We start from the raw sequence: 17453 nt of genomic DNA on the forward strand, positions 1-17453 counted from the left end.
CTACTCCTTAAAGTCCGATTTTTTCATAAATTTTTTGCATTTTTTCTTGGGCGATTTTTCTTGCTTTTGTCGCACCAAAATCTAAAATTTCTTTCAAATGCGAAGGCTTTTCTAAAAGCTCATTATATTTTTCTCTTGCTTCTTTAAAATAAGCATTTGCAAGTTCATTTAAATACATTTTAAAATGTCCATAACCCTCGCCACCTTTTTCATAGCGTATTTGTAATTCTTTTTGCCCTGCTTCATCTAAAAAAAGCTTTGCGATTTTAAAAACATTGCAGTTTTTAAAATCTTTTGGATCTTCTAAAGCGGTGCTATCTGTAACTATGGAAGAAATTTGTTTTTTTAAGGTTTTTTCACTGCTAAAAATATCTATAGTATTTTGATAAGATTTACTCATTTTTGCCCCATCAGTGCCTACAACTACAGCTACTTCTTCATTAACTTTAGCCTCTGGAAGGGTAAAAATTTCACCCCATTCATTATTAACTTTTAAAGCAATATCGCGTGCGATTTCAACATGCTGGATTTGATCTTTTCCTACAGGGACAATTTGTGTATCAAAAAGCAAAATATCAGCTGCCATTAAAACAGGATAAGAAAAAAGCCCATGTGAAGCACTAAGCCCCTTAGCAACTTTATCCTTATAACTATGCGCACGCTCTAATAAACCCATAGGAGTAAATTGCGATAAAATCCAATAAAGCTCCATAACTTCCTTAACGTCACTTTGCAACCAAAAAACGCTTTTTTGAGGATCTATGCCAAGGCTTAAAAAAGCCGCAGCAGCTTTTAAGGAATTTTGTTTAAGTTTTTCTCCATCTTGAGAAGAAGTCATGGCATGATAATTAGCAATAAACATAAACATTTGGCTTTTTTCTTGTGCATCTACCATTTGCTTAATCGCACCAAAATAATTACCTATATGCAAATCGCCACTTGGCTGAAGGCCTGTTAATACTCTCATTTTATCACCTTTTTAATCTCGCTTAAAAGCTCATCTATATTTTTATTTTCTATATTTAAAATAAAATTTGCCTTTTGTTCATACTTGCTTAAACGCTCATTATATAATTTTTTTGCTTTAATTTCATCATAAAACAAAGGTCTTTTAGAAATTTCATCTTTGTCTAAACGCTTTTTTAAATATTCAAAACTTGCTTTTAAATAAATACAAAAACCTGCTTTTTCTAAATTTGAAACATTAACAAAACCCCCACCTGTAGCAATACAAGTTTTCTCACAAGAACTAAAAAAATCAGACATTTTTTGCTCTTGTTCTCTAAAAAAATTCTCCCCTTTTTGTTCAAAAATTTCACTGACTTTTTGATTAAATTTTTGTTCTATTAAAAAATCACTATCTAAAAAAACAAGATCTAAATCCTTAGCTAAAGCTCTTGCTAAAGTGCTTTTTCCAGAACCCATAAATCCTATAAAAACGATATTTTTAGCTTTCATCATTTTCTTTACTGCCCTTTTTACGCGAAGCAATCACTAAAGGCACACCTTCAAAATTAAATTCTTTTCTGATTTGATTTTGTAAATAACGCTTATAGCTAAAATGCAAGGCCTTAGGACGATTCATAATAAGTGCAATTTTTGGCGGTGCTAAGTCATATTGTACTGCATAATAAATTTTAACCAATTTCCCATAATCATGCGGCAAAGGATGTGCTCTTGTGGCATTTTCTATCAAAGTATTAAGCTTAGAAGTTTGGATTTTTTGAGTGAAATTTTCAAAAATTTGCAAAATTTTATCGAGTAAAACATGCACCCTTTTTCCACTTAAAGCTGATACACTAATCACAGGTGCGTAAGCTAGAAATTTAAAACGATCAAGACGCAATTCTTTTACAGTCTTATCAAAATCCATCTCACTTTTATCCCATTTATTTAAAACAATAATCACACCCAAATAATGCTTAGCCACAAGCCCAGCAATGCGTTCATCAAGCTCGTTAAAGCCCTCATGCGCATCTAAAACCAAAAGTGCTATTTGAGAATGAGATAAAATTTTTTCCGTGCGATTTAGGGCAAAGCGTTCGAGTCCTTGAATTTTACCCCTTTTTCTAATACCTGCAGTATCAACAAATTCTATCACTTTATCTTTATGAACTACACTTTCATTAACAGGATCTATAGTAGTTCCTGCGATAGAACTTACAACACTGCGTTCTTGTTTAACCAAAGCATTTAAAAGACTTGATTTTCCAACATTTACACGCCCTACAATACCCACTCTGATATGATTTTGATCGACTTCTTTAAATTGAAATTCTTTTCCTTCTTCATAATGCTCTAAAAAATCTTCTAAATTTTCTTCTTCATCAGGGATTAAAAACTCTTCATGTAAAAATTTTTCAAGCCATTCATAAAGTTCATCTAAGCCTACATTATGGGTTACTGAAAGATTGAAGATTTCCTTTACTCCAAAATTTGCAAACTCCCAAGCCCTTTCTTCATCTTTTTTATTATCTACTTTATTAACCACTAAGGCTATAGGTTTTCCAAGTTTTTTTAAAGAATAAAAAAACTGTCTATCCTCATCATCAGGCGCTAATTTCCCATCAACTAGATAAAGTATGATATCGCTTTCTTTAGCTACTTTTAAAGTGTTTTTTTTCACATTTTTAAAAAGTTCATCACTTTCATCAAGCCCTCCACTATCAATAAGCATGGCTTTTTTTGAATGAATATGAATTTGCGTTTTATTTGTATCTCTAGTTGTACCTGAAATATCACTTGTAATAGCTATTCTTTGTCTTGCCATTCTATTAAAAAGACTTGATTTTCCAACATTTGGCTTGCCTATAAGTATGATGCTTTGCATTTTTTTCCTAGAAAATTATATTTTTAAAATTATATAAAATTTGGCTTAATATTAAGCAAAAAAAGACTAGAATTAACACAGATTTTAGTCAAGGAAAAAAATGCTAAAAGTAATCAAGCATAATTTAGGAATTTATTTCATGATTTTAGCATGTTTGGATTTTGCACTTATGGGAGCTTGTGCAAAAATTCTTAGCAAGGAAATGAGTTCTATAGAAATTATGTTTTTTAGAAATATCATAGGAATTTTTTTCATAGTCTATCTTTTAAAACGATCTAAGGCACATAAAGAAGGGGGGCATTTTTGGCTCTTGGTATTTCGTGGAGTAGTAGGCACGCTTTCACTATATATGTTTTTCTATAATGTTTCAAATATTACACTAGGCGGAGCTTTTGCTTTTCAAAAAACTGCTCCTATTTTTATTACTTTAATAGCTTTTGTTGTTTTTAAAGAAAATATTGGCATCAAAGGCTGGATAGGAATTTTAATAGCATTTGGTGGAGTGCTTTTAATCGCTCAGCCTTGGGCTCATAATTTAAATCATTCAGGCTTTGATTTAAAAAATTCAGTTATAGGTATCACGAGTGGATTTTTAGCCGCTTTAGCTCTTACAAGTGTAAGAGAACTTAGAAAATCTTACACTACAGAACAAATTGCCTTTTCTTTTATCCTTTTAGGAACCTTAATGCCTTTAATTTCTATGATCAGTGCTGAATTTTTTGAACCACAGCATCTTGATTCTTTACATTTAGATTTCATTCTAGCACCTTTTGTGATGCCAAGTCTTACAGCTTGGCTTATCATTGCCATTATGGGAACTTTAGGCACCATTTATCAAATTCACGTCACTAAAGCTTATGGTATCGCTAAACAAGCAGGAGTAGTTGCTGGAGTTAGTTATCTTGATGTGGTATTTAGTATGATAGTTGGGATAATTTTAGGAGATAGTTTACCAAGTGCTATGGTTTTTTTAGGTATAATAGGCATTATTTTTGGTGGATTAATTTTAGTTAAGAACAAAGGAAAAAAATGAAAAAAATGATACTCATTGCTGGTCCTTGCGTGATAGAAAGCAAAGATTTGATTTTTAAAGTTGCTGAACAGTTAAAAAATTTTAATGAAAATCCAAATATAGAATTTTATTTCAAATCAAGTTTTGATAAGGCCAATCGCACAAGTATTAATTCTTTTCGAGGTCCTGGTCTTGAAGAAGGATTAAAAATTTTACAAAGCGTAAAAGATGAATTTGGTATGAAAATCTTAACCGATATACACGAAAGCAATCAAGCAAACCCTGTAAGTGAAGTAGCTGACGTCTTGCAAATTCCTGCTTTTTTATGTCGTCAAACCGATTTACTTGTAGCCGCAGCAAAAACTAAGGCAAAAGTTAATATCAAAAAAGGACAATTTTTAAACCCAAGCGATATCAAATACAGCGTTAAAAAAGCTCTACAAACCCGTGGCATAGAAGATGAAGGCTATGAAGCTGCTCAAAAAAATGGTGTTTTTGTAGCTGAAAGAGGATCTAGCTTTGGCTATGGAAATTTAGTAGTAGATATGCGTTCTTTAGTCATCATGCGTGAATTTGCTCCAGTTATTTTTGATGCTACCCATAGTGTACAAATGCCAGGGGCTGCAGGTGGAAGTAGCGGAGGGAAAAGCGAATTTGTAGAACCTTTAGCAAGAGCGGCAGCAGCCGTAGGCATAGATGGCTTTTTCTTTGAAACACATATTAATCCTTGCGAGGCTTTATGTGATGGACCTAATATGCTTAATCTTACACGCCTTAAAAATTGCGTTAATACATTACTAGAAATACAAAATATCATAAAGGAAAACAAATGAATATTATTGAAGGAAAATTAAATTTAGACTCAAATACAAAAATTGCTATCATTAATGCAAGATTTAATCATATCATCACAGATCGCCTTGTAGAAGGAGCAAAAGATGCTTTTTTAAGACACGGGGGCAAAGAGGAAAATCTAAGCCTTATACTTGTTCCTGGTGCTTTTGAGCTTCCGTATGCGTTAAAAAAAGCTATAGAAAGCAAAAAATTTGATGCAATTTGTTGCGTAGGTGCAGTAATTCGTGGCTCAACTCCGCATTTTGACTATGTTTCAGCAGAAACCACCAAAGGCATAGCCAATGTGAGTTTAAATCATAATATCCCTGTAAGCTTTGGTGTTTTAACTACAGACACAATAGAACAAGCCATAGAAAGAGCTGGAAGCAAGGCAGGCAATAAAGGCTTTGAAGCTATGACAACTGTAATCGAGATGTTAAATTTAAGCAAGGAGCTTTAATGGCAACGCGTCATCAAGTTCGCCAAAGCGTCATCTCCTTACTTTATGCTTTTGAATTAAATTCTCAAAACAACGTTTTTGTAGATGAAATTTTAGATGAAAAAAAAATACGCAATGAACAAAAAAATTTTACTTTAAATTTATATCATGGAATTTTAGATAATTTAAACAATATTGATGAAACCTTAAATTCATTTCTAAATGATAATCAAATTACAGCTTTAGGACATATAGAAAGAGCTATACTAAGACTTGGAGCTTATGAGTTACTTTTTACCGATACTCCTAGCGCCATTGTTATCAATGAGGCTATAGAACTTGCCAAAGAACTTGCCAATGACAATTCTCCAAAATTTATAAATGGAGTTTTAGATGCCTTAATAAAGGCTAAAAAATGAAGCTTTGTGTTGCACTTGATCTTTCTACAAAAGAAGAATGCTTACAACTTGCCAAAGAATTAAAAAATTTAGACATATGGTTAAAAGTAGGTTTAAGAGCATATTTAAGAGATGGCTTTAAATTCATAGAAGAACTTAAAAAAGTTGATGATTTTAAAATATTTCTTGATCTTAAAATTCATGATATTCCCAACACTATGGCAGATGCTTGCGAAGAAATATCAAAACTTGGTGTTGATATGATCAATATCCACGCAAGTGCTGGAAAAATAGCCATGCAAGAAGTTATGACACGGCTTAGCAAATTTTCAAAAAGACCTTTAGTTTTAGCAGTTTCTGCTCTTACGAGTTTTGATGAAGAAAATTTCTTTAGTATTTATAGACAAAAAATCGAAGAAGCTGTAATTAATTTTTCAAAAATATCCTATGAAAATGGACTTGATGGTATGGTATGCTCTGTTTTTGAAAGTAAAAAAATTAAAGAGCACACAAGTTCAAATTTCTTAACCCTTACTCCTGGAATTCGTCCTTTTGGAGAAACAAGTGATGATCAAAAACGTGTTGCTAATCTTGCAATGGCTAGAGAAAATTTGAGTGATTATATCGTTGTGGGAAGGCCTATATATAAAAATGAAAATCCTAGGGCTGTATGTGAAAAAATTTTAAACAAAATACACAGAAAAAATATAAGCGAAAACGATATAGAGCAAAATTATGAAGTAATTCAGCAAAAAGAATGGGATATGTGTAATCACTTTGAAGAATGGATTAAAACTCAGCCTGATAAAGAACATGCTTTAAAAGAATTTTATGCTAAGTGTGGGATAAAATATTGAATTATCAACAATTAGAATGCGATTACTTTAATCTTTACAATCAGTTTCTTAGCGTGGATTTTCAAATTTCATTATTTGAAAAAGATCATAAAGGTTTAATTAAAGATTTTATATTTTTTTATTATCAAATTTTAAAACAAAAAGACTTGAGCTACTTGCTTGAGGTAAGAAATAAAATTTCCCTGAAAGTTTATAATTATATGCAAGAGCACTCCACTTCTCCAAAAGATTTAAGTCTTATTTGTCTAAGAGAAAATGAACATATTGAATTTTTTCAAATATTTTACAAGGCTCTCGCTTATTTTGTAGCCTTTAGAAAAAAACTTGATGGGGAACAAAAAATTAAAAATTTGATTTCAAATATCAATGACTGTTTTGGCTATCATTTCTTGAATTCTGACTTTAACAATCTTCAAAATTTTCAAAAAAGCGATTTGTTCACCTTACCTGAAAAACATCTTAAATATTTTCACTTCGCCATGATTCATCTTTGTTTCATGGTTTTAAATCCTTTAAATTTTAAAGACTCTAATCGGCATCTTGATAAAGCGATTAATTATCTTGTCGATGGAACTTTTGAAATTTATGAGCTCATCTTTAAAGAATATTTTTTATTGTTTTCAAAAGATAAAGAGCTCAAGGATGAACTTAGAAAATTAAAAAAATTAGAATTTAAAATTCTAATGCAAGAAACTTCAAAAATTAAACTACTTAATCATTATAAAGAATTTTGCGAAGAAATATTCTACAATATAGAACTTGAAAAAATCACACAAAATTAATCCTGTATTAACATTGTTATAGTTTAATAATAAAAATTTTTAATAAGGAAAAATTATGATTATAACTCCTGAGAATTTATATAAAAAAAGAAGAGATTTTTTAAAACTTGGAGCAGGTGCTTTAATAAGTTCAAGCGTACTTGCTTCTAAACTATCTGCTTTAAATTTCACAAGCGATACTAATCCAAACAAACTTGAAATCAGTGATGAAGAACTGGCTACAAATTATGTCAATTTTTATGAATTTTCAACAGATAAAAGAAAGGCTGTATCATTGGCACAAAATTTCAATACTCAAAATTGGAAAATCGATATCAGTGGAGAAATAGAAAAACCTTTAACTTTAAGCATGGAAGATATTTTAAAATTTCCACTAGAAGAAAGAATTTATCGTTTTCGCTGTGTTGAAACTTGGTCTATGGTGGTACCTTGGGTAGGCTTTGAATTGCGTCGTTTGATTGAAATGGCAAAACCTACAAGCGAGGCAAAATTTGTTAAATTTACCACTCTTTTAGATAAGAGCCAATTTCCCGATCAAGACGCTTTATTTCCAACTATAGACTATCCTTATGTAGAAGGACTTCGCATGGATGAAGCTATGCATCCTCTTACCTTGCTTGCAGTAGGAATGTATAAAAAAGCCTTAAAGCCTCAAAATGGCGCTCCAATACGCCTTGTTGTTCCTTGGAAATATGGCTTTAAAAGTATTAAATCCATAGTTAAAATAAAATTTACCAAAGAACAGCCTAAATCTACTTGGGAAAGTTACGCTCCAAGTGAATATGGTTTTTATGCTAATGTCAATCCTAATGTTTCTCATCCTAGATGGTCTCAAGCTAACGAGAGGGCTTTAGGAGACTTCTTTACCAAACCTACTTTAATGTTTAATGGATATGAAAAAGAAGTGGCAAGTTTATATAAAAACATGGACTTGAAAGTGAATTTTTAATGCAGACAAAATACTTTAAATTTCTTGCTTATTTTAGCTTTATCATAAGTTTAATTTATGGCTTTTATCATATCATAAAAGCCTTTGATTTTGTAAAAGAAGCCTATATTTACACTGGAATATTTGCTTTAATCTTTTTAAATTTAAGTCTTTTATTTTCTTTACTTAAATTTAAAAAAACAAAAAATTATCCTAAAATTTTAGGTATTTTTGCAGCTTTTTGGGCGATTTTGCACTTTTTAAATTATTTTATTTTTGATAGAAATGCTCAAATTTTAAGGCTTTTCGATGATATTTCACATCGTTTATTAGAAGCAAGTGGATTTATCGCATTTTTAATCATATTTTTAATGCTTTTAAGTTCTTTTAAAATCTTTAAAAAACTTAGTAAAATCAGAAAACTAGGATATTTATGCTTAGTTTTGGCAAGTTATCATTATTTTTTAACCCCAAAAATTCCTATGTTTTGGGAATGGAGTGCTTTAATTATAGCTTTGTTTTATTTTATAGTTCGCTATACAAAAACATTAAAAAAGTTAAAATCCAACAATCTTACTTTTATCAAAACTTGAATTTAATTCTTTTTGTATGCTTTCTATAAAATCTTGCATTTTAAAAACCCCATCTTTTGATACAGCTACTTTCAAAGCTGTATTCTTCACCACCATTAAAATTTGTGCTCCACTTAATTCATAATTTGATAAAATATTTATATCAAAATCTTTTTCAAATAATGCTTTTTTAGGTAGAAATTTTTCCCAAATTTTAAGCCTATCTTTAAAATCAGGTTTTTTAAATTCTATCTTATAATCAAATCTTCTTGAAAATGCACTATCTAAGCTTTCTAAAAAATTTGTCGTAGCGATAATCACACCACTAAAACGCTCAATTTGCTCTAAGAATATATTTTGCATTTGATTATGCATTTTATCGCTACCACTACTTCCATCTACACGCGTACTTAAAAACTGATCAGCTTCATTGAGAAGTAAAATAGGACTTTGTTTACAAGTTTGCACGATATTTTTATAAGTATCAAAAATTTTTCTTACATTTTGCTCACTCTCTCCAACCCATTTGCTCAAAATTTTAGAACAGTCAAAACTAAGAACAGATTTTTTCATTGATTTAGCCATAGCTAAAGCTGACATAGTTTTTCCAGTACCAGCAGGACCATAAAAAATAATTTTAGCTTCTATATTTTTATTACTCTTTATACCCCAAGAATGAAGTCTTTCTAGGACTTTTTTATCTTGTTGTTTTAAAATATTTTCTAAAAGCTCTTTTGTATTTTCAGGCATAATAATATCATTGATGTCAGCGCTTGGTTCTATAAGCTCGAAAATATCTTGATCTTTTAAAACACTTTCAATTTTGATTTTTTTACTTTGTTTTGGTTCAAAATTTATAATTCTTTGTAAAATTTCATCGATAATAAAAAAACTTTTAGAAATATCTCCAAAAGCATTTAAATATTCATCATACTCGATTAAGTTTAAAAGAGGAGCATTTTCTTGTAATAGTTTTTTATTTTTATGCCTTTCTAAATCATTTTCACTGATTAAAGAAAGTAAAGAATTCATTTCTCTAGAAATCGAACTTTCATTACTTAAGGCGTATTCTTCTTTTAAAAGTGCTAGAAAAATAATTTGTTCTTTATGTTCAAGATTGTATTCTTTAAAAATATCAGCCAATACATTATAAAATTTACTTTTTTTTAGTCTTTCTTTGATATGTTTTTCATAAAGTTTAATTTGATTTTTTATTTCACTATTATAAGCACTTTTTTGTATAAAACTTAATCTTTCGTATAATTGAATACGCGCAAATTCATCTTTTAAATATTCTAAATAATCTGCATAAGCCTCTTGTTTCTCAAAATTTAAACGAGGTTTTGCTTCTAAAAATTCTAAAAAATATTCACTTAGACTAAGCTCACTTTGCAATAAGGCAAGAGTTAATGTTTGAGTTTTATTATTTTCTAAACTTTTAAAAAAACTCGAATTTTGATTTACAAAACCTCTTTCGATAAGTTTTTTTAAATCCTCCAAAGCATCAAGATAAAGATACTTATCATTTCCAAAAATTGTCGATAATAAAGTAAAGGCATTGATAGAAGAAATAGAAACGACATAATTTCTACAAAGTTCTCTAAGAATCAAAGCCTCATTTTTAGCACACTTAAGCTCTTTATAAATTTGAGTATCTTCTATATTTTTCAAACTTAAAAAATTTTTTAATTTTTCCATTATTTTTTAAATTCCTTAAGCTCATCTTCGTTAAATTCTACGCAAATATTTTCATCTAAAAAATGACCTTCAAAAGGTAGATAACAAATTTTTAGTTTTCCATTATTAAGCAAAAAATTATTATTAAATTGTAAATTTTGCAGATCTTCAAAACACTCATCACATGTATTTTTAAGCTTCTCATGTAAAAGATTTTGAAATTTTTGATTTTTAGTATTATACAAATCATTTAGTTTTACAAATGCGTGAGCATTAATATCATAAACAAAATTATTTAACTCTAAAATAGCACGGCTCATACCATCTTCATAAAAATAATACCATTCTTCAAAACTAATTTTTCCATCTTGTAAAAAAATAGGCTTTTGGCGAATTTGTTCAAAACTAAATACACTCTTATGAACAGGATGAAATTCTTTAAAATCATCATTAAAACCTATAAAATCAAGACTACGCTTTATACGAATGCCATCTTGCGTTTCAACAAGTTCTAAAGTAGTTGTTCCTAAATTTTCTCCTTGAAAATTTTTATTATCATATGTAAGCATTTTAGAAGAATTGATTTTATATTTTTTACGCTCATCCTGCCAAAAATCATTTGTCTTAACGAGCGGAATCTCTAAATTTCCATTTATATCATCAATAATTAAAAAACTAGAACTTGTTTGATTTTTATCCCTGTCAAAAAGTGGAGTCATAGGCGCATTATCATAAACTATGGCAAAAATTTCTTTATCCTGCAAATGATAAAAATACAATTCACCTTTATAAACTTGCGCTAAAGCTAGATTTACAAAGCAAAATACCAGTAAAAAAAATTTCAAACTCTATCCTTTAATTTTGAATATGCGTTAAGATAATTTTAGTATGTGAAATTTTATCAAAAAAACTTACTTTATTATCACAAACTTGATAAAAAATTTCATAATTTTTTGCTTTTAAATTTTGTTCAAAACCACAATCAGTTTTTTCTAAATTTTTACCCTGCCATAAAGCATTTGCCTTTAAAATATCACTTAAAATATCATCATAATATACATTTTTAAAAAATTTTTGATTAAACACTTTTTTATCATAACACACTGCATTGATACAAATTTTATCTTTGATTTTGAGTTCAAAAAAAGCTTGCCCTAGTTTATAAACTTCTAAATTTAAAGCATTATTTTCTTTTTTTAAAAAAGCTGCGTCATTGATTTTTATCATAGGAGAAGCAATCAAAACCATCAAGCTTTGACTCGAAAAATTTTGATTTTTCACACTACAAGCACAAAGAAAAAAAATAAAACACAGAGCTAAACAATGCTTCAAATTTGACCTTATTTAAGATTTTTAAAACTGATATTTAACTCTAAATCAAGCTCTTTTATAAGCTTCATCACAGCTTGTAAATCATCAATTTGTTTTGCTACAACACGAATTTCTTCACCACGAATCGAAGAATTAACTTTAAGTTTGCTATCTTTGATAGCTTTATTGATTTTTTTGGCATTTTCACTATCAATAGCATCGTTTGCTTTCAAATTTAAACGAAACATTGCTCCACTTTCACGAGAAAGCTCTTTAATAGCATTAGGATTAATTCCTCTTTTGATAAGTTTAGAAATCACTATATCTTTTAAAACATCAAGCTTTCCTTCACTAGAAGAACTGAGTTTAAAAATACTCTCTTTTTCGCTTAAATCAATCTCACACTTAATTCCTTTTAAGTCATAACGACTATCAAGTTCTTTTTTAGCTTGTTCAAAAGCATTTTTTAACTCTTGTTTATCTAAAGCTGCTGAAATATCAAAACTATGTTCACTTGCCATTTTCTATCCATTCTTTTAAATTATTATAAACTATATCCATTAAAGCATTTAAAGCCTCCTTGCTCGCCCACGCAACATGAGGAGTGATAATAAGATTTTCTTTATTTTTAATGCTTAAAAGTGGATGATTTTTCATCATAGGTTCAATTTCTAAAACATCAAGCCCTACACGAATATTTTTTTCATCTATGATTTTAGCTAAATCATTTTCATTGACAATCCCACCTCTTCCTACATTAATCAAAATCGCATTATCTTTTAAAAGCTTTAATTCTTCAAAGGCGAGTAAATTTTTGGTTTTTTCATTTAAAGGTGCGTGGATACTTATAATATCGCAAGTTTTTAATAAATCTTTTAATTCCAAATGTACAAAATCTGCGTTTTTATTAGCTCCACTCGTAGAATAATAATAAATTTCGGCTCCAAAAGCCTTTGAAATTTTTGCCACTTCTTTACCTATGGTTCCTAAACCTATAATACCATGTTTTTTACCACTTAAGGTGTTTAAAATTCTACTATAATCTGTAAAAATAGGACTTTCACACCATTTACCCTCTTTGCTCCATTTGTCATAATAAAGCACTTGATTTAAAAAAGCAAACATAAACGCAAAAGTATGTTGCACCACACTCATAGTAGAATACCCAGCAGCATTTTTTACAATAATACCTTTTTCTTTAGCATACTCAATATCGATATTATTAACCCCTGTAGCAGTTTCCAAAATGAGTTTTAAATTTTTACAAGCATCAATCACATCTTTATCAATTACAACCTTGTTTGTCATGGCGACATTAGCATCTTTTAAACGCTCTATGGTTTGCTCTTTATTTGTTGTGGTATAAATTTGCAAAGAACCAAATTTTTCAAAAACACTTAAATCATAATCCCCTAAAGTTGCCGCATCTAAACAAACAATTTTCATTTTTCAATCCTTTATAATATGTCCTACAAATTTAGAATAATTATCAAGCACAAGTCCTCCTTTTCTAAATCCTAAGCCACACCCTTCATAAGCAAAGAAAACACCTGCTTGATAGTATTCGTTTTCACATGAATTAAACTCTACATATTCTTGATAAATAGCCTTATTATTCCCATAAGGACCTACATTCTCATGCAAAGTTTTTCCATCTTTAATTATACTGATATTTGCACCTTCTCTACCAAAAACAGGTTTTTTAACATAGTTTTTACCTTCCAAAGGAGTATCTTTTGTTTCTAAAAGTAATGGATGATTTGGATAAAGTTCCCATAGAATTTTTAAAATTCCCTTAGATTGAAATAAAAGCGTATAAGCAGGATTTAAAATAATTGCTCTTTGATTACGCATGATTTGAGTTAAAAGCATGGCAAGTTCACCCTCTTCTATGGCTATATCTTCCCAAGGAATAAGCTTAAACCAATACTCATAATTTTCGCCCTCTTTAAAAATACCCTCTTCGCTAAATTCCACCTCATCCACAAAGGAAAAATTAGTTTGAAAACCTGCTTCATTGGCTATATGTGCAAGCAATTTTGTAGTGATTTCTTCTTCTTTACTTCCTGCAACACTTGAAAAAAGAATTTTCCATCCTTGATAATGCTCTTCAAACCCTTCAACACTTTCATCAAGGGTAATAAGTCTTTTAAAATTATCCATCAAACTTTCATAAATGCTATTAAATTGTGCGCTTTCATCCATTCCATTTTGTTTTAAAAGTGCCCATTGTAAAATCGCACTTTCAAAAAGAGCAGTAGGGGTATCAGCATTAAATTCTATAAGTTTTATAGGCTTGCCATCAAGTCCACCCGCTAAATCAAAACGCCCATATAAATGCCAATGAACCTCATTTTCCCAACTCATCTTAATTGCATCAATAAGATTAAAAGGAATTCCAAGCTCATCAAAACGATCATTATCAATCACTTCTTGCGCTGCAGCAATAAACATATCATAAAGCTCATTTACCGCTTCATAATAAGCATTAGCTTCACTTTCCTTAACACAAACTAACTTATTGCTAATATAATCACTTCCATCTTCATCTGTATGCCAAGAAAAACCTATATTTTCTAAATAATCTTTTTGAAGTTTATCTACTTGTAGTAATTGCATTATTTATCCTTAAGAACCAAAAGAAGAACTAGAACTTGTGGCTTTAGAGCCTCCGCCAAAAAAGCCTGATTTTTTAGCACTTGAAGCAGAGCTTGTTGTGCCTGCTTTATTAAAACTATTAACACTCCTTTGATAAGCACTTTGATTTGAAAAAGCACCGCGTTGTTGGTTGGCAAAATTTTGATTATTGAAAAGTTTTGAACCTATCCAACTTCCTAAAATAGCACCTGCAGCACTTGCGAGTAAAGTTTCCCCTAAACTCAATCCCCCACTACTGATTTGTCCATTGTCTTTAGTTAAATTTGAAGTTCCATTATCAATTTTAGCTGCTTCTTCTTTAATCAAAGCATCCATTTCTTCTTTGGATAAAATTCTTTCTGTGCCATTAAGATCTTTTAAAACTACCCTTGTTTCATCACTTGGATATTGATCTTTGATTTTATACTGCCCTGGAGCTGTTTCTTCGATAATTACAAAAGCTCCTTGAGCATTAGCTGCTTGATTTAAAGTATCTGAATTGTCATTATTACTTCCACAACCTGCTAAAGCACCTCCAGCAACAGCTGCTAAACCACCTATCATACCAATTTGAATGATTTTTTTGATTTTTTTCATAAGTTTATCCTAAAAACAGAAAATTTAAATTAGAAATTTTAACAAAAAATAATAAATACTTTTTAATTTAATACCAAATGAAGTTTGTAGATATAAAAAAGCCCTTTCGGGCTTTTGGGTTAGAGTCTTGACTCGTAGCGTCTAAGCATATAAAGTCTTTTAAGCATTTTTTTGCGTGCTGAAATTTTTTGTTTTTTGCGAATTTCAGTCATAGGCTCAAAAAATCTTCTTGCTCTTACTTCAGTCACAACTAGATTTCTATCTACTTGTTTTTTGAATTTACGATACGCTTCATCAAAAGACTCGTTAGGATGCACCTTGATTCCTGGCACAGTCCTCACCACCTTTCTGTGTAAATTTTTGTTGTGAAATATAATTATAAAACACTTCTTATTAATTCTAACTTAGAAAGCATTTAAAAATTGTTTTAGTTTTTATCGGTTATAATCCTTAATTACAAAGTACTAAAAAATTATAATTTAAGGTCTAAAAATGCAAGGACACATTACAAACTATACAAAAGAACGATATTTTGTATATTTAATTGCAAGTATTATCATATTTGCCCTACCTTTCATAAGAATTAATGAGAATCATTTTTTTCTTTTAAGTTTTGATCACTCTAAATTAAACCTATTTTTTATTTCTTTTTCAACACAAGAATTTTATCTCATGCCTTTTGTTCTTATATTTCTTTTTTTATTTATTTTTTTTATTACAACTTTAGGTGGAAGAATTTGGTGTGCTTGGAGTTGTCCACAAACGATTTTTAGAGTTATATATAGAGATATCATACAAACTAAATTTCTTAAAATTCGCAAAAATATCAATAACAAACAAAAAGAATATGAGGGACAATATTTTAAAAAATTTCTTGGAGTAATAATTTTTTATTTTATATCTTTAGTTGCTGTTAGTAATTTACTTTGGTACTTTATTCCTCCTGAAGATTTTTTCAATTATATTCAAAATCCTGGCGAGCATCTACTTTTACTTGGAATTTTATTTTGTGCTAGCTTACTTTTTACTTTGGATATTACCTATTTACAAGAAAAATTTTGTGTTTATGTCTGTCCTTATGCAAGAATACAATCTGTAATGTTCGATCATGATACAATGCAAGTGATCTACGATGAAAAACGCGGGGGCTTGATCTATGATGGACACACCAAACTTCATAAAAAACCGCCTGAGGGAGAATGCATAGGTTGCGAAGCCTGTGTTAGCATCTGTCCAACTCATATTGACATACGCAAAGGAATGCAACTTGAATGTATTAATTGTCTTGAATGTGCCGATGCTTGCTCTAAGGTTCAAAGCAAATTTAATCGTCCAAGTTTGATCAATTGGACAAGTGCAAAAGCTATTGAAACGCGTTCTAAGGTTCATTATTTAAGATTTAGAACGATAGCATATTTTATAGTTCTTCTAATTGCTTTACTGGCTTTAATCATCATGGGAAGCAAAAAAGAAAGCATGCTTTTAAATATCAATCGTAGTAGTGAATTATATAATATTTCAAATGTTAAAGGTGAATTAGTCATTTCAAATGCTTATACCTTTTTGTTTCAAAATACAGATTCTAAACCTCATGAATATTATTTTACAGCAAATTTAGAAGGAATAAATGATGGAATTGAAATCATAAGACCAAACAAACCTTTTAAATTAAAAGCAGGAGAACAAGTCAAAAAAATAGTTGTTATCAGGGCTACAAAAAATTTAGCAAATAATGATAAAAAAGACGTAATCTTTCCTTTACATATAAAAGCTTACGCAAAGGATAATGAAAAAATTTCGGTTTTTAGAAAAAGTATATTTGTATACCCTAAAAGCACTCTTATAAAGGATAAAAATGAACTCAAATAGAACACCATCACAAAAAGTTTTAGCCAGACAAGAAAAAATCAAAGCAGTGGCCTTAGAGCTTTTTTTAACAAAAGGATACCAAGAAACAAGTTTGAGTGATATTATTAAATTATCTGGAGGATCTTATTCTAATATTTATGATGGTTTTAAAAGTAAAGAAGGGCTATTCTTTGAAATTTTAGATGACATATGTAAAAAACACTTTCATCTTATTTATTCCAAAACACAAGAAATTGAAAATGGCACTTTAAAAGAAATTTTAACTTCTTTTGGTTTAGCTTTTATAGAAATTTTCAATCAACCAGAAGCTGTAGCTTTTGGTAAAATTATCTATTCTCAAGTTTATGACAAAGATAGACATCTTGCCAATTGGATAGAAAACAATCAACAAAATTTTTCCTATAACATACTTATGGATTTTTTCAAGCAACAAAATAATTCTTATATGAAAAAAAATGCAGAAAAACTTGCTGTTCTTTTTTGCACTATGTTAAAAGAACCTTATCATCATCTTAATGTTTTAATTAATGCTCGTTTAAAAAATAAAAAAGAACAAAAAGAACATGTTGAATTTGTTGTAAACGTTTTTCTAAATGGGATCAATGGATCCAAAGCTTAAAAATAATTTTATTAACCAAAATTAAGATATAATTAGCCAAAAATTTTTGTAATAAATATTACAATTTTTAATTTAATTTTTCAAGGCAAAA

21 protein-coding genes are annotated in these 17453 nt (G+C 29.5%); 10 read left to right on the forward strand and 11 right to left on the reverse strand.

Features of this window, described 5'->3' with window-relative positions:
• Positions 1-7: 7 nt before the first annotated feature.
• From trpS to der, 3 genes are read right to left on the reverse strand one after another with little or no spacing between them, the layout of a single operon-like run.
• The gene (gene trpS, locus AJN56_RS02940) at positions 8-967 is read right to left on the reverse strand and encodes a tryptophan--tRNA ligase (protein ID WP_002854553.1); all 960 of its coding nucleotides are present in this window, start codon (positions 965-967) and stop codon (positions 8-10) included.
• Entirely contained in the window at positions 964-1461 is a 498-nt protein-coding gene (locus tag AJN56_RS02945; protein WP_011812707.1) for a shikimate kinase, read from the reverse strand. Before AJN56_RS02945 ends, trpS begins: the two co-directional genes overlap by 4 nt.
• On the reverse strand, positions 1448-2830 hold the full coding sequence (gene der / locus AJN56_RS02950; protein ID WP_002854274.1) for a ribosome biogenesis GTPase Der: 1383 nt from the start codon (positions 2828-2830) through the stop codon (positions 1448-1450). Before der ends, AJN56_RS02945 begins: the two co-directional genes overlap by 14 nt.
• 100 nt (positions 2831-2930) lie before the next feature.
• On the opposite strand from der, the gene AJN56_RS02955 reads away from it, so the two are divergent.
• Genes AJN56_RS02955 through AJN56_RS02990 form a run of 8 tightly spaced genes read left to right on the forward strand, consistent with a single transcriptional unit; the run spans position 2931 to position 8673 of the window.
• The gene (locus AJN56_RS02955; protein ID WP_002854544.1) at positions 2931-3863 is read left to right on the forward strand and encodes a DMT family transporter; all 933 of its coding nucleotides are present in this window, start codon (positions 2931-2933) and stop codon (positions 3861-3863) included.
• Positions 3860-4675 (forward strand): 3-deoxy-8-phosphooctulonate synthase, encoded by an 816-nt coding sequence (kdsA, locus tag AJN56_RS02960; protein WP_009882115.1) that lies wholly within the window; start codon positions 3860-3862, stop codon positions 4673-4675. Before AJN56_RS02955 ends, kdsA begins: the two co-directional genes overlap by 4 nt.
• A complete protein-coding gene (gene ribE / locus AJN56_RS02965; protein WP_002854278.1) occupies positions 4672-5136 on the forward strand; it encodes a 6,7-dimethyl-8-ribityllumazine synthase in 465 nt (154 codons plus the stop codon). Before kdsA ends, ribE begins: the two co-directional genes overlap by 4 nt.
• Positions 5136-5534: a transcription antitermination factor NusB gene (gene nusB, locus AJN56_RS02970; protein WP_002789667.1), complete on the forward strand. Its 399-nt coding sequence runs from the start codon at positions 5136-5138 to the stop codon at positions 5532-5534. The genes ribE and nusB overlap by 1 nt, the downstream gene beginning before the upstream one ends.
• Complete coding sequence (pyrF, locus tag AJN56_RS02975; protein ID WP_002894559.1) at positions 5531-6370, forward strand: orotidine-5'-phosphate decarboxylase; 840 nt, start codon at positions 5531-5533, stop codon at positions 6368-6370. The genes nusB and pyrF overlap by 4 nt, the downstream gene beginning before the upstream one ends.
• Positions 6367-7152, forward strand: a complete 786-nt coding sequence (locus tag AJN56_RS02980; protein WP_070246231.1) for a hypothetical protein — start codon at positions 6367-6369, stop codon at positions 7150-7152. The genes pyrF and AJN56_RS02980 overlap by 4 nt, the downstream gene beginning before the upstream one ends.
• A 55-nt stretch (positions 7153-7207) precedes the next feature.
• The gene (gene msrP, locus AJN56_RS02985) at positions 7208-8101 is read left to right on the forward strand and encodes a protein-methionine-sulfoxide reductase catalytic subunit MsrP (protein ID WP_002868687.1); all 894 of its coding nucleotides are present in this window, start codon (positions 7208-7210) and stop codon (positions 8099-8101) included.
• The gene (locus AJN56_RS02990) at positions 8101-8673 is read left to right on the forward strand and encodes a sulfite oxidase heme-binding subunit YedZ (RefSeq protein WP_002857273.1); all 573 of its coding nucleotides are present in this window, start codon (positions 8101-8103) and stop codon (positions 8671-8673) included. Before msrP ends, AJN56_RS02990 begins: the two co-directional genes overlap by 1 nt.
• Here the strand turns inward: AJN56_RS02990 and AJN56_RS02995 are convergent.
• The 8 genes from AJN56_RS02995 to rpsU form a co-directional block, all read right to left on the reverse strand.
• Positions 8638-10350, reverse strand: a complete 1713-nt coding sequence (locus AJN56_RS02995) for an AAA family ATPase (RefSeq protein ID WP_070246229.1) — start codon at positions 10348-10350, stop codon at positions 8638-8640. The genes AJN56_RS02990 and AJN56_RS02995 overlap by 36 nt on opposite strands.
• A complete protein-coding gene (locus AJN56_RS03000; RefSeq protein WP_002868686.1) occupies positions 10350-11174 on the reverse strand; it encodes a hypothetical protein in 825 nt (274 codons plus the stop codon). The genes AJN56_RS02995 and AJN56_RS03000 overlap by 1 nt, the downstream gene beginning before the upstream one ends.
• Positions 11175-11184: 10 nt before the next feature.
• Complete coding sequence (locus AJN56_RS03005; RefSeq protein ID WP_002854442.1) at positions 11185-11661, reverse strand: hypothetical protein; 477 nt, start codon at positions 11659-11661, stop codon at positions 11185-11187.
• A gap of 8 nt (positions 11662-11669) precedes the next feature.
• Positions 11670-12161 carry a YajQ family cyclic di-GMP-binding protein gene (locus tag AJN56_RS03010; RefSeq protein ID WP_002868685.1) on the reverse strand — a complete coding sequence of 164 codons (492 nt, stop codon included), beginning with the start codon at positions 12159-12161 and terminating at the stop codon, positions 11670-11672.
• The gene (locus AJN56_RS03015; protein WP_002854730.1) at positions 12151-13086 is read right to left on the reverse strand and encodes a D-2-hydroxyacid dehydrogenase; all 936 of its coding nucleotides are present in this window, start codon (positions 13084-13086) and stop codon (positions 12151-12153) included. Before AJN56_RS03015 ends, AJN56_RS03010 begins: the two co-directional genes overlap by 11 nt.
• 3 nt (positions 13087-13089) lie before the next feature.
• A complete protein-coding gene (locus AJN56_RS03020; RefSeq protein WP_002868684.1) occupies positions 13090-14259 on the reverse strand; it encodes a glutathionylspermidine synthase family protein in 1170 nt (389 codons plus the stop codon).
• Between the two features lie 9 nt (positions 14260-14268).
• Positions 14269-14874 carry a UPF0323 family lipoprotein gene (locus AJN56_RS03025; RefSeq protein WP_002868683.1) on the reverse strand — a complete coding sequence of 202 codons (606 nt, stop codon included), beginning with the start codon at positions 14872-14874 and terminating at the stop codon, positions 14269-14271.
• Positions 14875-14993: 119 nt separating this feature from the next.
• On the reverse strand, positions 14994-15206 hold the full coding sequence (gene rpsU / locus AJN56_RS03030) for a 30S ribosomal protein S21 (protein ID WP_002780697.1): 213 nt from the start codon (positions 15204-15206) through the stop codon (positions 14994-14996).
• 160 nt (positions 15207-15366) lie between these two features.
• Here rpsU and ccoG point away from each other — a divergent pair, with 160 nt between their 5' ends.
• Positions 15367-16743: a cytochrome c oxidase accessory protein CcoG gene (ccoG, locus tag AJN56_RS03035; RefSeq protein WP_002868682.1), complete on the forward strand. Its 1377-nt coding sequence runs from the start codon at positions 15367-15369 to the stop codon at positions 16741-16743.
• Positions 16730-17362: a multidrug efflux system transcriptional regulator CmeR gene (gene cmeR / locus AJN56_RS03040; RefSeq protein ID WP_002859459.1), complete on the forward strand. Its 633-nt coding sequence runs from the start codon at positions 16730-16732 to the stop codon at positions 17360-17362. Before ccoG ends, cmeR begins: the two co-directional genes overlap by 14 nt.
• Positions 17363-17453 lie beyond the last annotated feature (91 nt).

This window comes from Campylobacter sp. BCW_4319 (genome assembly GCF_001764435.1).
GTDB lineage: Bacteria > Campylobacterota > Campylobacteria > Campylobacterales > Campylobacteraceae > Campylobacter_D > Campylobacter_D jejuni.